Annotated in this window: 16 protein-coding genes, 1 pseudogene and 1 riboswitch; of the genes and pseudogenes, 11 read left to right on the top strand and 6 right to left on the bottom strand. The window is 67.3% G+C overall.

The window, feature by feature from the left end:
* The first annotated feature begins 162 nt into the window (after positions 1 to 162).
* Positions 163 to 2,163 (top strand): RNA polymerase sigma factor RpoD, encoded by a 2,001-nt coding sequence (gene rpoD / locus FZ033_RS14600; protein WP_138399485.1) that lies wholly within the window; start codon positions 163 to 165, stop codon positions 2,161 to 2,163.
* 204 nt (positions 2,164 to 2,367) lie between these two features.
* Here rpoD and gntR read toward each other — a convergent pair whose 3' ends face one another.
* Positions 2,368 to 3,420 carry an HTH-type transcriptional regulator GntR gene (gene gntR, locus FZ033_RS14605; RefSeq protein WP_149576848.1) on the bottom strand — a complete coding sequence of 351 codons (1,053 nt, stop codon included), beginning with the start codon at positions 3,418 to 3,420 and terminating at the stop codon, positions 2,368 to 2,370.
* Positions 3,421 to 3,665: 245 nt separating this feature from the next.
* On the opposite strand from gntR, the gene FZ033_RS14610 reads away from it, so the two are divergent.
* Both FZ033_RS14610 and FZ033_RS14615 read left to right on the top strand, forming a co-directional pair.
* A complete protein-coding gene (locus tag FZ033_RS14610; RefSeq protein ID WP_149576849.1) occupies positions 3,666 to 4,235 on the top strand; it encodes a gluconokinase in 570 nt (189 codons plus the stop codon).
* Between the two features lie 189 nt (positions 4,236 to 4,424).
* Positions 4,425 to 5,777 carry a GntP family permease gene (locus FZ033_RS14615; RefSeq protein WP_149576850.1) on the top strand — a complete coding sequence of 451 codons (1,353 nt, stop codon included), beginning with the start codon at positions 4,425 to 4,427 and terminating at the stop codon, positions 5,775 to 5,777.
* A 121-nt stretch (positions 5,778 to 5,898) separates the two neighbouring features.
* Here FZ033_RS14615 and FZ033_RS14620 read toward each other — a convergent pair whose 3' ends face one another.
* The 4 genes from FZ033_RS14620 to FZ033_RS14635 all read right to left on the bottom strand — a co-directional run bounded on the left by FZ033_RS14620 (position 5,899) and on the right by FZ033_RS14635 (position 8,729).
* Positions 5,899 to 6,360: an arsenate-mycothiol transferase ArsC gene (locus tag FZ033_RS14620; protein WP_149576851.1), complete on the bottom strand. Its 462-nt coding sequence runs from the start codon at positions 6,358 to 6,360 to the stop codon at positions 5,899 to 5,901.
* A 6-nt stretch (positions 6,361 to 6,366) separates the two neighbouring features.
* Complete coding sequence (locus FZ033_RS14625; protein ID WP_149576852.1) at positions 6,367 to 6,861, bottom strand: UPF0262 family protein; 495 nt, start codon at positions 6,859 to 6,861, stop codon at positions 6,367 to 6,369.
* A 16-nt stretch (positions 6,862 to 6,877) separates the two neighbouring features.
* The gene (gene hisD, locus FZ033_RS14630) at positions 6,878 to 8,170 is read right to left on the bottom strand and encodes a histidinol dehydrogenase (protein ID WP_149576853.1); all 1,293 of its coding nucleotides are present in this window, start codon (positions 8,168 to 8,170) and stop codon (positions 6,878 to 6,880) included.
* A 94-nt stretch (positions 8,171 to 8,264) separates the two neighbouring features.
* Complete coding sequence (locus tag FZ033_RS14635; RefSeq protein WP_149576854.1) at positions 8,265 to 8,729, bottom strand: DUF2948 family protein; 465 nt, start codon at positions 8,727 to 8,729, stop codon at positions 8,265 to 8,267.
* 191 nt (positions 8,730 to 8,920) lie between these two features.
* Here FZ033_RS14635 and FZ033_RS14640 point away from each other — a divergent pair, with 191 nt between their 5' ends.
* Positions 8,921 to 10,396, top strand: a complete 1,476-nt coding sequence (locus FZ033_RS14640; RefSeq protein ID WP_149576855.1) for an alpha/beta hydrolase — start codon at positions 8,921 to 8,923, stop codon at positions 10,394 to 10,396.
* A gap of 75 nt (positions 10,397 to 10,471) precedes the next feature.
* Here the strand turns inward: FZ033_RS14640 and FZ033_RS14645 are convergent, their stop codons facing one another.
* Positions 10,472 to 11,488: an AI-2E family transporter gene (locus tag FZ033_RS14645; protein WP_149576856.1), complete on the bottom strand. Its 1,017-nt coding sequence runs from the start codon at positions 11,486 to 11,488 to the stop codon at positions 10,472 to 10,474.
* A gap of 252 nt (positions 11,489 to 11,740) precedes the next feature.
* Positions 11,741 to 11,851, top strand: a riboswitch (guanidine-I (ykkC/yxkD leader).
* A 72-nt stretch (positions 11,852 to 11,923) separates the two neighbouring features.
* On the opposite strand from FZ033_RS14645, the gene FZ033_RS14650 reads away from it, so the two are divergent.
* The 7 genes and pseudogenes from FZ033_RS14650 to FZ033_RS14680 form a co-directional block, all read left to right on the top strand.
* Positions 11,924 to 13,027: a putative urea ABC transporter substrate-binding protein gene (locus FZ033_RS14650; RefSeq protein WP_188079498.1), complete on the top strand. Its 1,104-nt coding sequence runs from the start codon at positions 11,924 to 11,926 to the stop codon at positions 13,025 to 13,027.
* 369 nt (positions 13,028 to 13,396) lie between these two features.
* Positions 13,397 to 14,209 (top strand): ABC transporter permease, encoded by an 813-nt coding sequence (locus FZ033_RS14655; protein WP_149576857.1) that lies wholly within the window; start codon positions 13,397 to 13,399, stop codon positions 14,207 to 14,209.
* A complete protein-coding gene (locus FZ033_RS14660) occupies positions 14,206 to 15,030 on the top strand; it encodes an ABC transporter ATP-binding protein (protein ID WP_149576858.1) in 825 nt (274 codons plus the stop codon). The genes FZ033_RS14655 and FZ033_RS14660 overlap by 4 nt, the downstream gene beginning before the upstream one ends.
* A gap of 11 nt (positions 15,031 to 15,041) precedes the next feature.
* The gene (locus FZ033_RS14665; RefSeq protein WP_149576859.1) at positions 15,042 to 15,854 is read left to right on the top strand and encodes an urea amidolyase associated protein UAAP1; all 813 of its coding nucleotides are present in this window, start codon (positions 15,042 to 15,044) and stop codon (positions 15,852 to 15,854) included.
* Positions 15,855 to 15,866: 12 nt separating this feature from the next.
* The gene (locus FZ033_RS14670) at positions 15,867 to 16,517 is read left to right on the top strand and encodes an urea amidolyase associated protein UAAP2 (RefSeq protein WP_149576860.1); all 651 of its coding nucleotides are present in this window, start codon (positions 15,867 to 15,869) and stop codon (positions 16,515 to 16,517) included.
* A gap of 3 nt (positions 16,518 to 16,520) precedes the next feature.
* Positions 16,521 to 20,066: an urea carboxylase gene (gene uca, locus FZ033_RS14675; protein WP_149576861.1), complete on the top strand. Its 3,546-nt coding sequence runs from the start codon at positions 16,521 to 16,523 to the stop codon at positions 20,064 to 20,066.
* Between the two features lie 80 nt (positions 20,067 to 20,146).
* Positions 20,147 to 20,536: pseudogene (locus FZ033_RS14680) on the top strand (allophanate hydrolase-related protein); the annotation flags it as partial.
* Positions 20,537 to 20,662 lie beyond the last annotated feature (126 nt).

The following is a 20,662-nucleotide window of genomic DNA, read 5'->3' on the forward strand; positions in this document are numbered from 1 at the left end:
AGCCTAACGCATCAACCATAGGGGTTGGAAGTGCGTTCAGGCTGGTTTAACGGGATGGCGTCAAAAAAGCCGCTCCCGGGCGCAAAGGCAAAAGGTGGCACGGCCGAGGCGCCGCGCCGCCGTTCTGCTGTTGGCACTCAGCAGGATCCGCAGGAGAAGTCCATGGCGAAGCAGTCTTCCGAAGCGACCGAGGCTCCCGAGAAGGAGACCGACGCGCCCGACGGGCCGTTGCTCGACCTCTCCGACGCCGCCGTCCGGAAGATGATCAAGAATGCCAAGCGCCGGGGCTATGTGACCTACGAGCAGCTCAACGAGGTGATGCCTTCCGAGGAAGTCACCTCCGAGCAGATCGAGGACACCCTCGCCATGCTCAACGACATGGGCATCAACGTCATCGAGGCCGAGGAAGCCGAAGCCGAAGAGGGCGCTGAGGAAACCGAGACCGCCGAGGAGCCCGAGGAGGCCGAGGGCGGCGAGCTCGCCGAGCCCGCCCCGCGCGCTGTCGCGCGCTCCGAGACCAAGTCCGAGCCGGCCGAGCGCACCGACGATCCGGTGCGCATGTACCTGCGCGAAATGGGCTCGGTGGAGCTGCTCTCCCGCGAGGGCGAAATCGCCATCGCCAAGCGCATCGAGGCCGGCCGCGAGGCCATGATCGCCGGCCTGTGCGAGAGCCCGCTGACGTTCCAGGCCATCATCATCTGGCGCGACGAGCTCACCGAGGGTCGCGTGCTGCTGCGCGACATCATCGACCTCGAGGCCACCTATGCCGGCCCCGAGGGCAAGAACCCGCCCGCAGCTCTGGGCGAGGAAGCAGCCCTTGCCCCCGAGGCGGGCGAGGACGGTCTTCTGGGCGACGCCCCCGGTCCCGAGGGCGACGACGACGACATGGAAAATTCCATGTCGCTCGCCGCCATGGAGGCAGAGATCAAGCCGAAGGTGCTGGAAACCTTCGACCGCATCGCCTCGTCCTACACCAAGCTGCGGCGGCTGCAGGACCAGAACGTCGAATCCAAGCTGAAGAACGAGACGCTGTCGCCGGCGCAGGAGCGCAAGGCGAAGAAGCTGAAGGAAGACCTCGTCGGCGACGTGAAGAGCCTGTCCCTCAACCAGGCCCGCATCGACGCCCTGGTGGAGCAGCTCTACGAGATCAACAAGCGTCTCGTCGGGCTGGAGGGGCGCCTGCTGCGCCTCGCCGACAGCTATGGCGTGACCCGCGACGACTTCCTGAAGAACTACATGGGCGCGGAGCTGGACCCCAAGTGGCTGCTGCGGGTGTCGAAGCTGGGTACCAAGGGCTGGAAGGGCTTCGTCGGCCACGAGAAGGATACCATCCACGAGATCCGCGGCGACATCCACGCGCTGGCCACCGAGACCGGGCTGGAGATCGCCGAGTTCCGCAAGATCGTGCAGATGGTGCAGAAGGGCGAGAAGGAAGCCCGCCAGGCCAAGAAGGAAATGGTGGAGGCCAACCTGCGCCTCGTCATCTCCATCGCCAAGAAGTACACGAACCGTGGCCTGCAGTTCCTGGACCTGATCCAGGAGGGCAACATCGGCCTGATGAAGGCGGTGGACAAGTTCGAGTACCGGCGCGGCTACAAGTTTTCCACCTATGCCACCTGGTGGATCAGGCAGGCCATCACGCGGTCCATCGCCGACCAGGCGCGGACCATCCGCATCCCCGTGCACATGATCGAGACGATCAACAAGATCGTGCGCACGAGCCGGCAGATGCTCCACGAGATCGGCCGCGAGCCCACTCCCGAGGAGCTGGCCGAGAAGCTCGGCATGCCGCTGGAGAAGGTGCGCAAGGTGTTGAAGATCGCCAAGGAGCCCATCTCCCTCGAAACGCCCATTGGCGACGAGGAGGATTCGCACCTCGGCGACTTCATTGAGGACAAGAACGCCATCCTGCCCATCGACGCGGCGATCCAGTCCAACCTGCGCGAGACCACCACGCGGGTTCTGGCCTCCCTCACCCCGCGCGAGGAACGGGTTCTGCGCATGCGCTTCGGCATCGGCATGAACACGGACCACACGCTGGAAGAGGTTGGACAGCAGTTCTCGGTGACCCGCGAGCGCATCCGTCAGATCGAGGCGAAGGCGCTGCGCAAGCTCAAGCACCCCTCGCGCTCGCGCAAGCTGCGGTCGTTCCTCGACAATTGAGGGGACGGCATATGTGATCGGAAAAGGCGGCCCTTGCGGCCGCCTTTTCTTTTTCAGCGTGCCGACGCCTTGCAGGGGGATCTTGGGATCGGAGGCCAAAGAAACTACCAGGACCATACGTCGAACGCCTGCGGTACGGTGCGGCAACAGTTGGTGCATCTTGCTTGCACCACGCCACGCGGGACGCCCCCGTCAAGCCTGAATTCAGCTACTCTCCCGCTCCACCAGATCGAAGCCGAGATCGATGGCCGGCTCGGCGCGACAATCGCCCTCCATGAGATCCACCAGCCGGCGCGCGGCCGCCTCCCCCACCTTGGCCCGCGGGGTGCGAATGGAGGTGAGGCGCGGCGCCATGTGGGCCGACAGGGGCAGGTCGTTGAAGCCCACCACGGCGACCCGCCCGGGAATGGGGACCTGCCGCCGCGTCGCTTCGAAGATGGCGCCCTGGGCGAGGTCGTCGTTGCAGAAGAAGATGCCGTCGATGTCGGGATAGGCCTCCAGAAGGCGCACGAACAGCTCGCCGCCGAGGGCCACCGACGACGGCTCGGGCACCGACAGCCACACCGGGGGCCGGACCTCGCGCTGACCCGCCAGCACGCGCTGGAAGCCGAGCCCGCGTTCCAGCGCGCGCGGATCGAGCTGGGCGGCCACATAGGCAAGATGGCGCCGGCCCCGGGCCAGCAGGTGACGCGCCACCGCCGCGCCCGACTCCTCCTGCGAGAAGCCGACGCTGTGAACCCCCATCTCCCGGCTCAGCTCCATCATGTAGACCACCGGAATGCCGCTCGCCTTCAGCAGGCTGCGCGTGGCCGGTGTCTGCTCCAGCCCGGTAAGAAGGATGCCTCGGGGCTGGTAGGCCAGATAGTTGCGGACCAGCTTCTCCTCCTCCTCCGGCGAATAGTGGAAATTGCCGATCAGCACCTCCAGGCCGCGCGGCATGAGCACGTCGTGGATCGCCTCCAGCGTGTCGATGAACAGCAGGTTGGAGAGGGAGGGAATAAGCACCGCCACCGCATCGCTGTGGGCGGAGGCGAGGGTGCGCGCGGCGGGGTTGGCCACGTAATTGAGCGCGGCCGCAGCTTCCCGCACCCGTTTTGCAAGATCGGGATCGACACTGGCCACGCCGCGCAGGGCGCGCGAGGCGGTGATCGGCGAGACGCCGGCGATCCGCGCCAATTCCGCCAAGGTGGGACGGCCGCTGGCGCGCGACCCGCGGGAGGAGCCGCCGGACGATCCGCTCGAAGACCGTTGGGACATGGACGCGTTTTTCCGCTTGATAGCTGCCGCCGACAGCGCATAAGATAACGCTATCTTGACGGCATCAAGCAAGAAACTTGCGCGCTCCACAGTAACGGAAGCGCTATCTCCGCAGAAGTTAGGGACATACTCGACTTAAGGTCAATGGCCCGACGGCGCATGGCAGGTATGTTTCGGCCGAGAAAAGATAGCGCTATCTCAAAAGGGACGCGCGACACCGCCCACGGGGCACGGGGGAGACGAGGATGGGCGACAGGATTGCAGCCCTGGTGGTGATGGGCGTTTCGGGCTGCGGCAAGAGCAGCGTCGGCGCGGCCGTGGCCGAGCTGGCCGGGGCACGCCTGATCGAAGGCGACAGTTTTCATCCCGCGGGCAACATCGCCAAGATGTCCGCCGGCATTCCCCTCGACGACGACGATCGCGCCGGATGGCTGGCGCGCCTCGGCGAGGAGATGGCGCGCACCCTCAGTGAGGGCGCGGCACCGGTTCTCACCTGCTCGGCGCTGAAGCTGAAATATCGCGATGCGCTGCGTGCCGCCGTGCCAGGCCTCGGCTTCGTGTTTCTCGACCTGACACGGGAAATGGCGGCCCGCCGGGTAGCCGAACGGCCCGGACATTTCATGCCGGCGAGCCTCATCGACAGCCAGTTCGCGGCGCTGGAGCGCCCGTCGGCGGAGGGCCTGACGCTGACCCTCGATGCCACGCTCCCTCTGTCCGAGATGGCCCCCCGCGTCGTGGAATGGTGGCGCGCGTCTACGGAGATGCACGCAGGGGCGCGACACATCCCCGGCTCCACTCTTAGCCAGGCCGTCTAACCCCTTCTTTTTCTCCTCCGTCCGCCCGGGTACGGGATCGCTGATGCGGGGCAGCTTTCGCGCATATGAGATAGCGCTATCTCACCTTGCGTCAGCGAAACTTCTTTGTCTTCCCGGCCAACCGCACCGGGGCGACAGGCCCACGGACGGTCATTTTCCACTGAGTTTCAAGACCATTGTGAGGAACGCATGCTGGGCATGAGCAAGGACACATTTCTACTGGTCGACGCGGCGGTGACCATCATCGGTCTCATCGTCCTCATCACCCGCTTCAAGGTCCACCCGTTCGTGGCGCTGATCCTGGCCGCGGGCTTCCTGGGGCTCAGCTCCGGCATGCCGGTGGACCTCATCATGAAGTCGTTCCAGGACGGCTTCGGCGGCGTGCTGGGCTTCGTTGGCATCGTGCTCGGGCTTGGCACCATGCTGGGCAAGCTCATGGCCGAATCGGGCGGCGCGGACCAGATCGCCCAGACCCTCATCAACGCCTTCGGCAAGCAGCGGGTGCACTGGGCCATCATGCTCGCCGCCTTCCTGGTGGGCATTCCGCTATTCTTCGAGATCGGCTTCGTGCTGCTCATCCCCCTCGTCTTCGTCGTGGCAAGCCGCACCGGCGTGTCCCTGGTGAAGGTGGGCATCTCGCTCCTGGCCGGCCTCTCGGCCGTGCACGGCCTGGTGCCGCCCCATCCAGGGCCTCTACTGGCGGTGGGCGTGTTCGGCGCCGATATCGGCAAGACCATCTTCTACGGCCTCATCGTCGGCCTTCCCGCGGCCGCTATCGCCGGCCCCATGTTCGGCTCGTTCATTTCAAGGCGCATTCCGGGCCATGCCTCGCCGGAGCTGGTCGCCCAGTTCGTGCAGGATACCCGCACCCACAGCCTGCCCGGCTTCGGCGTCACCCTCGCCACCATCCTGCTGCCGGTGGTGCTGATGCTGCTGAAGGCCTTCGCCGACGTGACCTTCGCGGCCGGCCATCCGGTGCGCTCCTGGCTGGACCTCATCGGCCATCCCATCACCGCGCTGCTCGCGGCGCTGCTGCTGTCGCTCTACACCTTCGGCAGCGCGCGCGGCTTCACACGCGAGGTCATCGGCAAGCACCTCAACGACAGCCTCCTGCCGGTGGCGGGCATTATCCTCATCGTCGGTGCCGGCGGCGGCTTCAAGCAGATGCTGGTGGCGAGCGGGGTGGGCGATGTCATCGGCCACATGGCGGTGCAGGCCCACGTGAACCCCATCCTGCTCGCTTGGCTGGTGGCGGCGGTGATCCGCGTGGCCACGGGCTCCGCCACGGTGGCGACCATCACAGGCGCGGGCATCGTCGCCCCGGTCCTCGCGCTTACCCCCGGCGTCAACCGCGAACTGCTGGTGCTTGCCACCGGCGCAGGCTCGGTGGTGCTCTCCCACGTCAACGACGCCGGCTTCTGGCTGGTGAAGCAGTATTTCAACATGACGGTGGAGGAGACCTTCAAGACCTGGACCGCCATGGAGACGATCCTGTCGGTGGTCGCCCTCGGCCTCATCATGGCTCTGTCGCTGGTGGTGTAGCTCCACCGCGACAGCACGCCCGCCGCCGCTTCCCCAAGTCCGGCGGCGGGCGTGGTTTTTTACGATCCCGAAGATGCTGCGCATCCGGGATCTCTTCGCTCAAGCGCCGCGCGGGCCGGTGTCAGGGCTGGCGGAACCGGGCGCGGATGCGCTGCTCCAGCTCGTCGCGCACGGTGCGGTAGGCGTCGAGGCGCTGCTCGCGATTGCCGGCTTCCCGGGAGGGGTCGGGGGTGGGCCAGTATTCCACGCCCAGGGCGTTGGTGCGGGTCAGCTCCAGCGCGCGGTGGTGGGCGTCGGGCGAGAGGGTGATAGCGAGGTCGAAGCTGAGGCCCTCATATTCCTCGAGGTCCTCCACACTTTGCGGCCGATGCTTCTTCACGTCGAGGCCGATTTCGTCCAGCACCGCGGTGACGAAGGGGTCCACGTCCCCCGCGATCACGCCGGCCGAGGCCACATAGATGGACTTGCCGAACAGGTGCTTGGCCAACGCCTGCGCCATCACCGAGCGCACGACGTTCTGCCCGCACATGAAGAGAACCGATTGCGGCCGCGCCGAGCGCTTGGGTACCGCAGGCGGCTCCATGGTCGCTCAGCCTTTCCAGTGCAGGGCGCAGATGAGCGTGAACAGGCGCCGGGCGCTGTCGAAATCCAGCTCCACCTTGCCGTCGAGGCGCTCGCGCAGCAGCGTCGAGCCCTCGTTGTGGAGCCCGCGCCGGCCCATGTCGATAGCCTCGATCTGGCTCGGCGAAGCGGAGCGGATGGCGCTGTAATAGCTTTCGCAGACGAGGAAATAGTCCTTCACCACCTTGCGGAAGGGGGTGAGGGAGAGGTGGTGCTGCACCACCTGCTCGCCGCTCTCGCGCTTGATGTCCAGCACCAGGCGGCTCTCCGCGAGCGAGATGTGGAGCGTATAGGGCCCCTCCCCGGGATCGCCGCACGGGGCGAAGCTGTTGTCCTCGATGAGGTCCCAGATGGCGGTGGCACGCTCGTGGTCGATGTCGGCGCTGGAATGGCCGATGGAGGCGTCGTCGAGAGTCACCGCGCTGAGGCGGGCTGAGGGGCGCGCATCCGGCTTATCGCTCATCGCCTCGTCCTTCCGATCATCTGTTGGTGCGGATGGAGACAGACCGCCCGTGGGCATCGAGGCGCTCTACCGCCGCAAGGCGCACGGCCGCCGGCCCGAGCTGTTCCAGCGCGCCGGCGTCGAGCTTCAGGATCGAGGTGCGCTTCATGAAGTCGAGCACGGACAGGCCCGAGGAGAAGCGCGCCGAGCGGGCGGTGGGCAGCACGTGGTTGGTGCCACCCACATAGTCGCCGATGGCCTCCGGCGTGAAGGCGCCCACGAAGATCGCCCCCGCATGCCGCACCTTGGCCGCAAGGTCGTCCGCATTGGCGGCGTGGATCTCCAGGTGCTCGGGCGCAATGCGATCCACCAGCGGAATGGCCGAGGCAAGGTCGGGCACCAGGATGATGGCGCCATGGTCGCGCCACGAGGCGGAGGCGATGGCGACACGCGGCAGGGTCGCCAGCATGCCCTCCACCGCCTTCTCCACCTGGTCCGCCAGCTCGGGCGAATCGGTGATGAGGATGGACTGGGCGGCGGTGTCGTGCTCGGCCTGGGCGAGGAGGTCGGCGGCGATCCAGTCGGCGCTGGCGTCCCCGTCGGCGAGGATCAGCACCTCGGAGGGGCCGGCCACCATGTCGATGCCCACCTTGCCGAACACCTGCCGTTTCGCAGCCGCCACATAGGCGTTGCCGGGGCCGACGATCTTGTCCACCGGCTGGATGGTCCTGGTGCCATAGGCCAGCGCCGCCACCGCCTGGGCACCGCCCACACGATAAACCTCGTGCACGCCGGCAAGGCGCGCCGCCGCCAGCACCAAAGGTGCGATCTCGCCATCCGGAGCCGGCACCACCATGACGATGCGCGGAACGCCCGCGACCTGCGCCGGCACCGCATTCATGAGCACGGACGACGGATAGGCCGCAGTGCCGCCGGGCACATAGAGCCCCACCGCGTCCACGCTGGTCCAGCGATGGCCCAGCACCACGCCGGCGGCATCGCGATAGCTGTCGTCGGCCGGCTTCTGGCGGGCGTGATGGGATTCAATGCGTGCCTTGGCGAAGACGAGCGCCTCGCGGGTCTCGTCCGGGATGGAGGCGAGGGCGGCGTCCAGCTCCGCGTCGCTCACGCGCAAGCCGAGCTTTGCAAGGTCCACCCGGTCGAAGGTGCGCGACAGATCGATGAGGGCCTCATCGCCCCGCGCGCGCACGTCGGCGATGATGGTGGCCACCTGTTCCTGCACGTCCACCGAGGCCTCGCGCTTGGAGCCGAGGAAGGTGGTGAAACGCTCGGGAAAATCGGGTTGTTCGGTGATGAGGCGGATCGGCATGACGCCTTGCTAGAGCAGGTTCGTCCGCGAGGGAAGCCCCGCGGTCACCGTGCCGCGCCGACAGCACGCTGCGCCGGCGCCTCTGCAGCCCCGCTCAAGCAGCGGTGCCCTTGGATTGCGTCACTTCTTCCGGCACCGGGTGCTTGGGCGCATGGGTGCAGCCCCAGGCGGGCCCGAGGTCCCGCATGCCGGCCTCGATGCACTCCACCTCAAGCCGCACTTCCGCGCCGCCGGAGAACGTGAGCAGCACGAAGCCCGAGGGGGTCTCGCCGGGGATGAAGGTGACGGCCAGGAGATTGAGCACGCCGGTGCGGCGCGCCTCCTCCATGTTGCGGCACTTCACGTCGCGCACCCGCTCGAAATGCAGGCCAGTGCGCCGGCGCACGGTCTCGTTCGCGCAGACCTGCTGGTCCCAGTCGAAGCGGTTCAGCACCATGGCGAAGCGCTGCAGCCGCGGCAGGAACCCCATGTCGACCGTCTTCACCACCGCATCCTGGAGATGGGCGGAAAAGATCGCGAGATCCTCGTCGTCGAGGGCGATGAGCTTCAAATTTTCCATGGCGATGCTGCCTTTCTGGCATGAAGCGCAAATAGCGATCACAGCCCCGCCCTTCAAGGGGCAAAGGCGCGGCTCAGGTCTGCAACAGCCCGCCGGGACGGGCAAAACGCGATGCTTCGCCTTTGCCATGGCGCCCCGGCGACCTATAGGTTCCCTGCGCCGGCGCATGCGGCATAAGGGATGACGGCACCATGAGGATTTTCGGCCCGCTCTGGCGGGGCTCAAAGCGCGTGGTGAAGCTGTTCGCCCTGCTGGTGGCCGCCGTCGTCCTCACCATCTTCGTGGTGAGGGCCGTGGACAGCCAGCGCGGTCCGCCGCTGGAGCCGTGGCATACCTTCGTGCCGCAGGAACTCAGCCGCAGCGCGCTGGCGAAGGCCGACCTTGCCCAATACCTTGAGGCAGAGGCCAAGGCGTTCGCCGCCGTGCAAGCCAAGGTGACGCAGAAGCTGCCCCCCTCCGACCGGGTGCGCTTCAATCGCTATTTTGACGCCAGCCCCATCTATCCCGGCCGCTTCGCCCAGGATTTCAACCGCACCTATGTGCTGGAGCCCAAAGGCGTGCCGGAAGGGGCGGCGGTGTTCCTGCACGGCCTCACCGATTCGCCCTACAGCCACCGGCACCTGGCCAAGCTCTATGCGGATCACGGCTTCGTCGCCATCGTGCTGCGCCTGCCGGGCCACGGCACCGTGCCCGGCGCCCTCACGCAGACCGATTACGAGGACTGGATCGCCGCCACGCGCCTCGCCATGCGCGAGGCCCGCCGCCGCGTGGGACCGGACAAGCCGGTGCATATCGTCGGCTATTCCAATGGCGGGGCGCTGGCGCTCATGCATGCGCTGGATGCGCTGGACGATCCGTCACTCGTGGCGCCGTCCCGCATCGTGCTGATGTCGCCCATGGTGGGGGTGACGGAGTTCGCGCGCTTCGCCGGCCTGGCCAGCCTGCCGGCCATCTTCCCGGCCTTCGCCAAGGCGGCGTGGCTGAGCCTGATCCCCGAGTTCAACCCCTTCAAGTACAATTCATTCCCGGTGCATGCGGCGCGCCAGTCCTTCCTCCTGACGCAGGCGCTGCAGGAGAACATCACCCGCCATTCGCGCTCCGGGCGGCTTTCGGGCCTCGCGCCGGTGCTCACCTTCCAGTCGGTGCTGGACCACACGGTGAGCACCCGCGCGGTGGTCGATGAACTGCATGCGCGCCTCGACGACAATGGCAGCGAGCTGGTGCTGTTCGACATCAACCGCGGCGGACAGTTCGAGGAACTGCTGACGGTCAATGCCGGCACGGCCCTTTCCCGCCTGCTGCCGCCGGCGCCGCGCCGGTTCCGCACGGCGGTGATCGCCAACGCCTCCACCACCACCGAGGCCATGGAGGTGCGCGAGACCCTCGCCAACGCCACCGAGGAGACGACGCGCCCGCTCTCGGTCACCTATCCGGACGATGTCTATTCCCTGTCCCACGTGGCGATCCCGTTCCCGCTCTCCGACGGGCTCTACGGGCTGGAGCCGGACCTTTCCGACACCTTCGGCATAAGGCTCGGCGACATTGCCGCGCGGGGGGAATTCGGATCGCTGGTGGTGGGGGTGGACATGCTGGTGCGCATGTCCTCCAACCCCTTCTTCCCCTATCTCGCCGAACGGGTGGCGGCAGGCCTGCCCCCCGCCCGTTAAATGAGGAAGCCGACGCTCAGGCGCCGCTCGGGGGCTCCTTTGGGGCCTACGCTCAGGCGCCGCGCGGGCTTGGGCTCAGATCTGCTCGGGGACCGTCTGGCCGGAAAGCAGTTCCGCCACGTAGCGGGACGAGGGATGGTGGGCGCAGATGGTGAGGACGGCGATCAGGATCGGCACGCCGATGAACGCGCCGGCGATGCCCCACAGAAACGCCCAGAAGAACACCGAGAACAGCACCAGGAACGGCGACACCGCCAGCGCCTTGCCGGCAAGGCGCGGCTCCAGATAGGAGCCGGAGAGGAACTGGATCACGTTCAGGCAGGCGAAGACGAACAGCGCCATCTCCCAGGATTCGAACTGGGCGAGGGCGAACAGCGCGGGCAGAAGCGTCGCCACGAACGGGCCGATGAACGGAATATAGTTCATGGCGAAGGCGATGGCGCCCCAGGCAAGCGCCAGTTCCAGCCCGGCCGTGAGCGTGAACACCCACACCACCGCCCCGGTGGCGATGCTCATGAGCGTGCGCACCGCCATGTATTTCTGCAGCTTCGCCGCCGTATCCGCGAGGGCCGCCGGCAGGTGCGGCGCGCGCCCGGTGCGGCCGAGGCGCAGCACCTGGCTCTTGGCCGCATCCACCTCCAGCAAGCCGAGCAACACATAGACGAAGGTGAAGACAAGGAAGCTTGCCAGCCCCTGCAGGCGGCCGGACAAGTCCTGGAACACCCGCAGCAGCCAGCGCACGTTGAAATGCTCGGCCCACAGGCCCGCCAGCACGAAGCCATGCCCTTCCAGCCATGCGGCGGCCTGGCCATAGAGCACCTGGAAGCGGGCAGTGTTCTGGAACACCCAGGTTGCCACATGGCTGAAGCCCCACACCACCACGGAGGACACGCCGCCCACCACCGCCAGCGTGATGACGAGGGTGGCCAACACCGCCAGCAGCTTCGGCAGGCGTTTCTCCAGCAGGGCCTGGAGCGGGTAGACCACGGCGATGACGAATACGGCGAAGGCCACCGGCACGATCAGCGTGTCCGCCACATAGAGGGCGGCAAAGACCAAGATCGCCGCGGCGAGACCGACCGGAAACTTCATGCTGCATCCTTCCCCGAAAGCGGGCCTGCACCGACTACCTCAAGCGCAGCCGGATGGCGAGGGGACGAGGCACGCAACCGGTCATGCCGCAGGGATGTACCGATGTATGCAATGCGCTCACAGAATGGCACTTATGCTTAAATATTGAGCCCCATCTGCACGAGTCCGGCGCACGAGGTCGCCAACAGCAACCGGCAAGGCATTGATTTTGTTAAAACCATCATCTGGCACGTCCGTTGCTTGATAACAGGACGAGTTGGTGGCTAGGGTTCCGGCATCCTGAAGGATGTGCTGGTCCGAGAGCTGCCACTGCTCCGGGAGACATCCGGGGCGGGTGCACGGCGGGATAAAAGCCCGGGAGACCTCAGTGGCCAAGGAATTGGCGGCACTTGGGTTTCCGCCAGTTCCCAATCGTTCGAAACGAAGGGGAATTACATGCACACTGCGTTCTCGTTCTCAGCTCAGCGCCTGAAATCCTTCGCCGCCCGCGCCCTCGGCGCCGCCGCCGTGGTGGGCCTCGCGCTCGCCGCCCAGCCGGCCGCCGCCGCGCCCAAGAAGGAATTCAAGGTCGCCTGGTCCATCTATGTGGGCTGGATGCCATGGGGCTACGCCAACGACACCGGCATCGTGAAGAAGTGGGCCGACAAGTACGGTATCAAGATCGAAGTCGTGCAGTTCAACGACTATGTGGAGAGCATCAACCAGTACACGGCCGGCGCCTTCGACGCCCTCACCGTCACCAACATGGATGCCCTCTCCGTGCCCGCCGCCGGCGGCGTGGACACCACCGCCGTCATCGTCGGCGACTTCTCAAACGGCAACGACGCCGTGATCCTGAAGGGCAAGAAGGAGCTTTCGGCCATCAAGGGCCAGAAGGTGAACCTGGTGGAGTTCTCCGTCTCCCACTATCTGCTCGCCCGCGCCCTTGAAAGCATCAAGCTGAAGGAGCGCGACGTGAAGGTGGTGAACACCTCCGACGCCGACATGGTCGCCGCCTTCAAGACCAAGGACGTGACCTCCGTCGTCACCTGGAACCCGCTGGTCTCCGAGATCCTCGCCGACAAGAACGCCCACAACGTGTTCGACAGCTCCAAGATCCCCGGCGAGATCATGGACCTGATGGTCGCGAATTCCGACACGCTCAAGGACAACCCCGACTTCGGCAGGGCCCTGGCCGGCATCTGGTACGAGACCACGGCCCTCTTCACCGCCGACACCGAGGCCGGCAAGGCGGCGCGGGCTGCCATGGGCAAGGCCTCCGGCTCGGACCTCGCCGGCTTCGACAGCCAGCTTGCCGCCACCAAGCTCTTCGCCAAGGCGTCGGATGCGGTGGAATTCGTGCGCTCCCCCGCCGTGGGCACCACCATGGACCGGGTGCGCTCCTTCCTGTTCGAGAAGAACCTGCTCGGCTCCAACGCCAAGTCCGCCGACGCGGTGGGCATCGCGCTGGCCGACGGCAAGGTGCTGGGCGACGCCAAAAACGTGAAGTTCCGCTTCGTCGATACCTGGATGGCGCTCGCCGCCGACGGCAAGCTCTGAGGGCGCCCGCTCGAACCGCCCCCTTCGTGAAACACCGTCATCCTCCGGCTTGACCGGAGGATCCACCGGCCCACGGCGGGAGCGGCTCCGGAACACGGTGCAAGCGGCACGGCGTGGATGCCCGGAACCCGCATGTTTGCGGGTTCCGTTCTCAGAAGCTGAAGTCGGCAACAGCCAACTTCAGGGACAAGCCCGGGCATGACGAAGGAAGGGGCGGCACGCGTCGCTTCCCCCGTTCCAAGGTCATCTATGCAGCAGCGTTCGCCCTCTGCGCGCATGCCCCCTCCCCGGCCCTCCCCCGCAAGCGGGAGAGGGAGCCCCTGCGGTCCAGTTGGACTGCCATCCAACCCAATTTTCGGAGCAGCGCTGATGCGCCTTGTAAACGTCAGGCCGGATCGGGGAACGGCGCTGTTCCTCGCCATCCTGCCCTTTGCCCTCGTCATCCTCGCCTATGTGCTCGGCTCGGCCGAGCGCCTGTCCGCGAACCCCGACGACAAGCTGCTGCCGAGCCTCGTGTCGCTAGGCGATGCCATCGTCAAGGTGGCCTTCACCGCGGATGCCCGCACCGGCAACTACCTGTTGTGGTCGGACACCCTGGCGAGCCTTGAACGCCTGTTCTCGGCGCTCGCCATCTCCACCGCCATCGCCCTCCTCATCGGCGTGCTCGTGGGCATGCTCCCCATCGTGCGCTCCTTCCTCGCGCCGTTCGTGGCCATGGTGTCCATGGTGCCGCCGCTGGCGCTCCTGCCCATCCTGTTCATCGTGATGGGCCTCGGGGAAGCCTCGAAAATCGCGCTCATCACCATCGGCATCACGCCCTACCTCGTGCGCGACCTCGCCATGCGGGTGGAGGAACTGCCCCGCGAGCAGATGATCAAGGCGCAGACGCTCGGCGCCTCCACCTGGCAGATGGCCCTGCGCGTGGTGCTGCCACAGATCCTGCCCCGCCTCATGGACGCCCTTCGCCTGTCGCTGGGGCCAGCCTTCCTGTTCCTCATCGCGGCGGAGGCCATCGCCTCGGACAGTGGCCTCGGCTACCGGATCTTCCTGGTGCGGCGCTATCTCGCCATGGATGTGATCCTGCCTTACGTGGCCTGGATCACCCTCCTCGCCGTGGCCATGGATTTCGCGCTGGTGCGCGCCCGCCGCTTCTTCTTCCCCTGGTTCGGAGCCGCGAAATGACCGCCATCGCCGTGCGCCACCTCTGGAAGGAATATGGCGACCAGATCGTGCTGGAGGACATCTCCCTCGATTTCGCACCCCGCTCCTTCATCGCCCTCGTCGGCCCCTCGGGCTGCGGCAAGACCACCTTTTTGCGCATCCTGCTCTCGGAAGAGACCGTGACCCGCGGCGAGGTGCTGATCGACGGCAAGCCCATCGCCCGCGAGCCGGGAGCGGACCGGGGCGTGGTGTTCCAGCGCTATTCCGTGTTTCCGCACCTCACCGTGCTGGGCAACGTGGTGCTCGCTGCCGAGATGGAGGAAGCCCCCTTCATCGGCCGCCTGTTCGGCGCCCGCCGCCGTCAGGTGGAGGAGGAGGCTCGTGCCCTCATCGAGGAAGTGGGCCTGAAGGGCGCCGAGGACAAATACCCCGCGGCGCTGTCCGGCGGCATGCAGCAGCGCCTGGCGCTGGCGCAGGCCATCATGCGCAAGCCCAAGATCCTGCTGCTGGACGAGCCGTTCGGCGCGCTCGACCCCGGCATCCGCGCCGACATCCACCAGCTGATGCTGAAGCTGTGGAACAGCTGCGAGATGACCGTGGTGATGGTGACCCACGACCTGAAGGAGGCGTTCACCCTCGCCACCCGCATCATCGCCTTCGAGCGCCGCCGCAACCGGCCCGAGGAAAAGGCCCGCTACGGCGCCACCATCGCCAAGGACATCGAGGTCTGGCCGACCCGCATCGCCGGCAAGACCAGGCAGGTTTCACCCACCCCAGGCCGGGACGACCCGGCCATTCCCTCGGGACCCGGCCGGGACGACCCGGCACTTCAGACGGCTTGAGGAGACACGCCATGACCGTCACCGAGGACACCCGCCTCTTCATCGAAGAGAACACCCGCCGCTATGCAGAGCTGAAGGCCGCCGGCCAGAAGCATGCGCCCAAGGCCCTGCCCGGCCCGACGCCGCGCGATGGCGCGCCCATCTCCGAAGGCGCCGTGATCCACGCCGAGACCCTTCCCGGCGGCTGGTACTGGTCGACGCCGCTGAAAGCCGGCGAGGCCCTGCGCATCCGCCTGCCCGATGGTCCGGCGGCGGTCTCCATGATCGCCTGGGCGGCGGGCGACAAGACCGAGCGGCTGAACTATGCCGACACGGTGAAGGTCCAGTGGACCTCGGCCCTCGGCAAGGGCCGCGTGCTGTTCTCCGACATGGGCCGGGTGATGTTCTCCCTGATCGAGGACACGACCGGCTTCCACGACGCTTTGGTGGGCGGCTCCACGGCCGCCTCCAACCGCGCCCACTATGGCGACAAAGTGCTGCGCAACACCCGCGACAACTTCATCCTCGCCGCCGGCAAGCTCGGCTACGACAAGCGCGACATCCCCCCGGCCCTGACCTTCTTCGCGCCCGTGCGCACCGATGCAGAAGGCCGCTTCCACTGGTTGGACGGCAAGCGGCAGACGGGCGATTTCGTGGACCTGCGCGCCGAGATGGACCTTATCGTCGCCCTGTCCAACTGCCCCCACCCCCTCGACCCGGCGCCCGATTACGCGCCGCCCGCCGTGGAGGCCATCCGCTTCCGCGCGCCCGCGCCGGCCGCGGACGACCTGTGCCGCACCGCCACCATCGAGGCCGTCCGCGGCTTCGAGAACAACGCACGCTGAGGGGAGGCTGACATGAGCAAGTTCTTCGCGACCCCCGTGCGGGATGCTTCCACCGCCATTGCCGATTACTTCGTGCCGGCCAACGCCCCCTTCTCCTGCGTGGTGAAGAAGGGCGAGAGCGTGCGCATCGTGGATCTGGAAGGCCAGCAGGCGGTGGACACCCTGTTCTACCGCGCCGACGACTTCTCCGAGCGCTATTCCTCGCAGGATACGCTGCGGGTGCAGGGCTCGGCCTATGTGTCCACGGGCACCAAGCTGATCTCCTCCGAGGGCAACCTCATGCTCACCGTGACCGCCGACACCTGCGGGCGGCACGACACCTCGGCGGGCGCCTGCTCGTGCGAGGCCAATACGGTGCGCTTCGGCCACCAGGTGAAGTATCTGCACGCCTGCCGCGAGAATTTCGTCATCGAGGTGATGAAGCACGGCATGTCGAAGCGCGACGTGGTGCCCAACATCAACTTCTTCATGAACGTGCCGGTGGAGCCCTCGGGCGAATTGGCCATCGTGGACGGCATCTCTGGCCCCGGTGACTATGTGGAGCTGAAGGCAGAGATGGATGTGCTCGTCGTCATCTCCAACTGCCCGCAGATCAACAATCCCTGCAACGGCTTCAACCCGACGCCGATCCAGGTCCTCGTCTTCGCCGGCGAGGAGGGCTGATCCATGTTCACGAAGGTCCTGATCGCCAATCGCGGCGAGATCGCGCGGCGCGTCATCCGCACGCTCCGCGCCATGAACATCAAGTCGGTGGCCGTCCATTCGGACGCCGACCGCTTCACCCGCGGCGTGCTGGAGGCGGACGAGGCGGTGCGCCTCGGCCCGGCGCCGGCCGCCGAGAGCTACCTGAACGTGGACGCCGTCGTTGCCGCCTGCAAGGCGACGGGGGCGCAGGCGGTGCATCCCGGCTACGGCTTCCTGTCGGAGAACGTGGCGTTCGCCCAGCGCCTCGCCGATGAGGGCATCCGCTTTATCGGGCCCAAGCCCGAGCACCTGAAGGACTTCGGCCTGAAGCACACGGCGCGTGCGCTGGCGAAAGCCTCCGGCGTGCCGCTGCTGCCGGGCACCGACTTGCTCGACAGCGCCGAAGAAGCGCTGAAGGCGGCGGAGGCCATCACCTATCCGGTGATGCTGAAGTCCACCGCCGGCGGTGGCGGCATCGGCATGCAGCTGTGCCATACCCCGCAGGAGCTGGCCGACACCTTCGAGCGCGTCCAGCGCACCGCCCGCGCCTCCTTCGGCGATGCGCGGGTGTATCTGGAGCGCTTCGTGGCCGAGGCGCGCCATGTGGAAGTGCAGATCTTCGGCGACGGCAAGGGCCGCGTGGTGGCGCTGGGCGAGCGCGACTGCTCGCTCCAGCGCCGGAACCAGAAGGTGGTGGAGGAGACCCCTGCCCCCCTGCTCTCCGACGACGTTCGCGCGCGCCTGCACGCCGCCGCCGTGAAGCTGGGCGAGAGCGTGGCCTATGAGAGCGCCGGCACCGTGGAGTTCATCTACGACCCGGCCCGGCAGGAATTCTACTTCCTGGAGGTGAACACCCGCCTGCAGGTGGAGCACCCCGTCACCGAGGCGGTGTTCGGCATCGACCTCGTGGAATGGATGATCCGCCAGGCCGCCGGGGAAGATCCCATATCCGCCGCCGGTCCGCTCGTGCCGAAGGGCGCGGCCATGGAGGTGCGCGTCTATGCGGAGATCCCGCATGCCAACTTCCAGCCCTCGGCGGGCCTGCTCACCGAGGTGAAGTTCCCGGCCGGCGCGCGCATCGACGGCTGGATCGAGACCGGCACCGAGGTGACGCCCTATTACGATCCCATGCTCGCCAAGGTGATCGTCACGGGCGAGGACCGCCCCGCCGCCATCGCCGCCCTCAACGCGGCGCTGGCGGGCACCTCCATCTGCGGCATCGAGACCAACCTGCAGTATCTGCGCGCAATCGCCGCGTCCGAATTGCTGGCGTCAGCCAAGGTGGCCACCACCGCGCTGAAGGACTTCGCTTTCAGGCCCGAAAGCGTGGAGGTGATTGTTCCCGGCGCCCAGTCCAGCCTTCAGGAGCTGCCCGGGCGGCTTCACCTGTGGCACGTGGGCGTGCCGCCCTCCGGGCCGATGGATGAATATTCGTTCCGCCGGGCCAATGCGCTGGTGGGCAATGCCGAGACCGCGTGCGCACTGGAACTGACGGTCAATGGCCCGACGCTCCGCTTCCACGACGATGCGGTGGTCGCCCTCTCCGGCGCGCTGATGCCGGCGGCGCTGGATGGCATCCCCGCCCCGCACGACGCGGCCTTCCCCGTGAAGGCCGGGCAGGTGCTGTCCATCGGCGCCATTTCGGGGCCGGGGCAGCGGTCTTATCTGGCGGTCAATGGTGCGTTCCAGGCCCCCGTGGTGCTGGGCTCGCGCGCTACCTTCGCGCTGGGCGCCTTCGGCGGCCATGCCACCGGCACCCTGAAGGGCGGCGATGCCCTCCACCTCGCGCCCAAGGCCGCACGCCCACAGGTTCCGGACCATGCGCCCGGCGCTCCGGCGCCGCTGACGCGGGAGTGGAGCATCGGCGTGGTCTATGGCCCCCACGGCGCGCCGGACTTCTTCCAGGACGACGACATCGCCGACCTGTTCGACGCCACCTACGAGGTGCATTTCAACAGCGCCCGCACCGGCGTGCGCCTCATGGGGCCGACGCCGCGCTGGGCCCGCACCGATGGCGGCGAGGCGGGGCTCCACCCCTCCAACATCCACGACAATGCCTATGCCATCGGCGCCATCGACTTCACCGGCGACATGCCCATCATCCTCGGCCCGGACGGCCCCTCGCTGGGCGGCTTCGTCTGCCCGGCGGTGATCGCCCGCGATGAGCAGTGGAAGATGGGTCAGCTGAAGCCCGGCGACACCGTGCGCTTCTTCGCGCTGCCCCGCCCGCAGGACCCTATCGCCGGCCCGATGGTCATCGGCGCGCCGGAGGAGACCGGCTCCCCCATCCTCGCCCGGCGGGACGACGGGCCGGTGGGCGTGGTCTACCGCCGGCAGGGTGACGACAACCTGCTGGTCGAGTTCGGCGACATGCACCTCGACATCGCCCTGCGCCTGCGCGCCCACCTGATGGCACAGGCGGTGGGGGAAGCGCGCCTGCCGGGGATCATCGACCTCACCCCCGGCATCCGCTCGCTGCAGATCCATTACGATGGCGCGGCTATGCCCCGCGCCAAGCTGCTCGACGCCCTCGCCGAGATCGAGAGTGGCCTGCCCCGCGCCGAGGACGTGGTGGTGCCGAGCCGCGTCGTCCACCTGCCTTTGTCATGGAACGACCCGCAGGCGGAACTTGCCATGCGCAAGTATCAGGAACTGGTGCGGCCCAACGCGCCGTGGTGCCCGTCCAACATCGAGTTCATCCGCCGCATCAACGGCCTTGAAGACGAGCAGGCGGTGAAGGACATCATCTTCGGCGCCAGCTACCAGGTGTTGGGCCTCGGCGACGTCTATCTCGGGGCGCCGGTGGCCACGCCTATCGATCCGCGCCACCGCCTCGTCACCACCAAGTACAATCCAGCCCGCACCTGGACGCCGGAAAACGCGGTGGGCATCGGCGGCGCCTACATGTGCATCTACGGCATGGAGGGGCCGGGCGGCTACCAGTTGTTCGGCCGCACCATCCAGATGTGGAACACGTGGCGGTCCACCAAGGCGTTCGAGCCCGGCACCCCGTGGCTGCTGCGCTTCTTCGACGAGATCCGCTTCTTCCCCGTGAGCCATCAGGAATTGATGGAAGCGCGCGAGGCCTTCCCCCATGGCGCCTATCCGGTGCGCATCGAGGACGGCCGCTTCTCCTATGCCGACTACGCGGCGAACCTTGCCGCCAATGCCGGCGAGATCACCGCCGGCAAGGCCCGCCAGCAGGCGGCCTTCGAGGCCGAGCGCGCCCGCTGGAAGGCGGAAGGGCTCGACAGCTTCGTGGTGGAGGACGGCGCCGGCCCCTTCAGTGAGGGCGAGATGCCGGACGGCTGCTTCGGCGTGTCCGCCAACGTGCCGGGCAATGTCTGGAAGGTGCTGGTGGAGGAGGAGACGGTGGTCGCCGCAGGCGAAACCATCGCCATCATCGAATCCATGAAGATGGAAATCTCCATCACCGCCCATGCCGCCGGGCGGGTGCGGGAGATCCGTGCCGTCCCCGGCCGCACCGTGCGGTCCGGCGATGTGGTCTGCGTGCTCGAAGCCCTGTGACGAAAGCTGAGGGAAAGCTCATGACGACCGATCTGCCGCTCAGCGGACATCGCCCGTCCGAAACCAAGCCGCCGGAAGCCGTGCCCATCGCCGTGGTGGGCGCGCATCTCTCCGGCATGCCGCTCAATCCGGAGCTTACGGAGGCCGGCGGCGTGCTGGTGAAGAGCTGCCGTACCGCGCCGGACTACCGGCTGTTCGTGCTGCCGGACACCACGCCCCAGAAGCCGGGGGTGGTGCGCGCGCCGGGCTTCGCCGGGCCGGGGCTGGAGGTGGAGGTCTGGGCGCTGGACCCCGCCGCCTTCGGCCGCTTCGTCTCCCGCATCCCGGCGCCGCTCGGCATCGGCAAGGTGCGGCTGGAGGACGGCAGCGAAGTGCCCGGCTTCCTGTGCGAGGCCCATGCGGTGGAGCGGGCCGAGGAGATCACCGCGCTCGGCGGCTGGCGCGCCTATATGGCGCGGCGGCGCGGATAGAGTGTGTTCGAGCGAAGTGGATACCGGCTCGCGTAAAGAAAACGCGTCAACACAACAACCTAGAGCGATTTCCGTGAGCCGGAGCGAGCGAAAAACGCTCTAGGCCGCGCCGCCCTTCTCATCCCC

This window comes from Xanthobacter oligotrophicus (assembly GCF_008364685.1).
GTDB classification, from domain to species: domain Bacteria; phylum Pseudomonadota; class Alphaproteobacteria; order Rhizobiales; family Xanthobacteraceae; genus Xanthobacter; species Xanthobacter oligotrophicus.